6 protein-coding genes are annotated in these 2,413 nt (G+C 57.0%); 5 read left to right on the forward strand and 1 reads right to left on the reverse strand.

All coding sequences use genetic code 11. The features are described 5' to 3' along the window. The first annotated feature begins 38 nt into the window (after positions 1-38). Positions 39-242 carry a hypothetical protein gene (locus GIW04_RS29805; RefSeq protein WP_120249023.1) on the forward strand — a complete coding sequence of 68 codons (204 nt, stop codon included), beginning with the start codon at positions 39-41 and terminating at the stop codon, positions 240-242. Here GIW04_RS29805 and ykgO read toward each other — a convergent pair whose 3' ends face one another. Then, positions 243-398, reverse strand: a complete 156-nt coding sequence (ykgO, locus tag GIW04_RS29810; protein WP_019816741.1) for a type B 50S ribosomal protein L36 — start codon at positions 396-398, stop codon at positions 243-245. A 123-nt stretch (positions 399-521) separates the two neighbouring features. Between ykgO and GIW04_RS29815 the strand changes: the two genes are divergently transcribed. From GIW04_RS29815 to GIW04_RS29830, 4 genes are all read left to right on the forward strand, one after another. Further along, positions 522-1,247 (forward strand): hypothetical protein, encoded by a 726-nt coding sequence (locus tag GIW04_RS29815; RefSeq protein ID WP_120249022.1) that lies wholly within the window; start codon positions 522-524, stop codon positions 1,245-1,247. Then, complete coding sequence (locus tag GIW04_RS29820; protein WP_236479541.1) at positions 1,244-1,807, forward strand: siphovirus Gp157 family protein; 564 nt, start codon at positions 1,244-1,246, stop codon at positions 1,805-1,807. The genes GIW04_RS29815 and GIW04_RS29820 overlap by 4 nt, the downstream gene beginning before the upstream one ends. 7 nt (positions 1,808-1,814) lie before the next feature. Continuing rightward, positions 1,815-2,057: a hypothetical protein gene (locus GIW04_RS29825; protein ID WP_120249020.1), complete on the forward strand. Its 243-nt coding sequence runs from the start codon at positions 1,815-1,817 to the stop codon at positions 2,055-2,057. Then, a partial coding sequence (locus GIW04_RS29830) for a hypothetical protein (protein WP_236479542.1) occupies positions 2,054-2,413 on the forward strand: 360 nt, incomplete at its 3' end. The genes GIW04_RS29825 and GIW04_RS29830, both read left to right, overlap by 4 nt.

Raw genomic sequence — 2,413 nt, forward strand, 5'->3', positions numbered from 1 at the left:
CGTCTACTGGATGTCAGCCGGCGGCGTAAGGAGATTCAATGAGTACCACACCGGTTAAATCCCTGATCGACGAACAACTCGAAGACGTTAGCGCTCACAACCTGCGCGAGGCCTACAGCCTGGCCGAACGCCGCGGCTTCTTCGGTGCTCCGGTTGAGCAGTACGCAGAGCCTGGCTACGGCGGTCGAGTGCTCCAGGTCCTGCGCTACAGGGTTCAGCAGCAGGATCAGCAAGCAAGCTGATCAGCCTTTACCCTTGTTTTTGTTCTTCGCACTGCCCTGCCGCGCTTTGAATTTTGGGTTGGATTTACAGATCACGTAGATCCGGCCGCGGCGCATAACGATCTGGCAGTCACGGTGACGGTTTTTCGCTTCTTTGAGTGAGGACAACACTTTCATAGGTGAGGCTCCTTGCGGTGAGTTGTTACGTAATAACATATCTTAAATGCGAATAAGAGCGCTTATCAACTCTTATTCCCCCTACCCCCTTTATCGCTGCGAGCATCGCGGCAAGGAATCCCCATGTCGAAGAACATGCAGGTCTGGGAAAAGGTCAGCACGACCGATACCCGCTACACCAAAGCTGCCGAGGTTGGCGGTCAGAAGATCACCAGCCTGAACGGTACGGCGATGATCATGAAGGCCACCGAAGTGTTCGGCCCGGTCGGAATTGGGTTTGGTTGGACGGTCATGGAGGAGCGCTTCGACGAAGGCTCAGAAATGGCCAGCGGCGAAGGCGACAAACGCCTGGTGCTGGGTCGTGAACTCAACCACACCATCAAAATTCGCTTCTGGTTCGAGCTGGACGGAAAACGCGGCGAGATTGAGCAGTACGGATGCACTCGCTACCTCTACAAATCGAAGTTCGGTACGACAACCGATGGCGAGGCGCCGAAGAAGTCGCTGACCGATGCCATCAAGAAATCGCTATCGATGCTCGGCTTCAGCGCCGACGTGTTCCTGGGAATGTTTGACGACGCGGAGTACGTCAATCAACTGAAGGATGAAGAGCTGATTGAACACGCCGAAGACAAGGAGGCCGAGAAGGCTCGCCAGCAGCAGGAGCGCCTGGACTACATCAAATCGGTTATCGACACGATGGCCGGAGCCCAGTCCCCCCAAGAGCTGAAAAAGATCCATGACGTTGCGGTACGCAAACTCACTCTGCGCAAGGACACCAAGGGCGCCGAGCGTATCTCGCTGGAATGGAAACGAATCACTGATGCCGAGAAGGAGAACGCAGCATGACCCAGTTATACACATTGACCGGCAAGCTCGCCGAGCTCCAGTCCATGGCCGACACGGATGATGAAGGCCTGAAAGAGGCCTTGCAGCATGCCATGGACGAGATACAGGGCGAGTTCAACGATAAGGCAGAAAGTGTCGTAATGCTGAGTCGGAATATCCAGGGCGATATCGATGCAATAGACAAAGAGGTCGACCGGCTGAATGAGCTCAAGCGCATCCGAAAGAATACCGTTGGCAAGGTCGATGAATACCTGCGCAACAACATGGAGGCCGCCGACATCAAGACGATCAGACGGCCCTTGTTCACGATCACTCTGGCTCTGGCGCCCGAAAAGGTCATTGTCGATAAAGAAGATGACATCCCGGACGACTTCATCGATACCAAAACCGTGTTCTCACCTGACAAGCGCGCTATCGCCACCAAGCTCAAAGCAATCCGCGACCACAATGCTGAAGTGCGCAAGCGCATGGCCACCGGCGAGGACGTCGAACACGAACTTCTCGAAGAGCCGAAATGGGCTCACCTCGAGCGCGGCGACAGCTCAATCCGCATCAAGTGAGGCCGACATGATCAGCAACCACCTCAGCCTGGTCGAGCAGCACCGCCAGGACGCTTACTCGATATCGGAACGCACGGCGGAGTTCTTGGCCGCTGGCGGGACAGTCGCGCAGTTGCCAAGCCCGCCACGCAAACCGCTGCCACCGCCCCGCTCCACCAAGATCGATCCCGAAACCATCCTCAAGCGCCGCAAGCCGCCTATCACAGCGACAGAACGTAAGGCACTGCGCAAACTTGCGGAGGGCTTATGAGCAAGCGCAAACCGCATAACCTGCAGGCACGCATCGCCAGGTCGTGCCGCTCGCTACTGGCCTCCAACCATGTCGCGGTGGTCAACATCGACCCCAGCGGCCACCAGGGCATGATCAATTACAAGTCGCTGAAGAACATCGCGCCCGGAAAAATCGGCCAGGCCGTTTGTGGTATCCCCCACCGCTGGACGATCTACCTGAGCACGCTTTGCATCGACGCCCGCGGCGACCGCTACAGTAAGTCGGTGGAGGTGGCGCCCGATGGCGTCTACCTCTCCGACCACCTGGAAGACGTGATCGAGCATTGCTACAAGAAGCTGCGCGACGAGGCAAACCAAAGCCAGATGGTGGCCTCG

The sequence above is a fragment of the Pseudomonas sp. PA-4-8C genome, assembly GCF_021606625.1.
Classification (GTDB): Bacteria; Pseudomonadota; Gammaproteobacteria; order Pseudomonadales; family Pseudomonadaceae; genus Aquipseudomonas; species Aquipseudomonas lactis.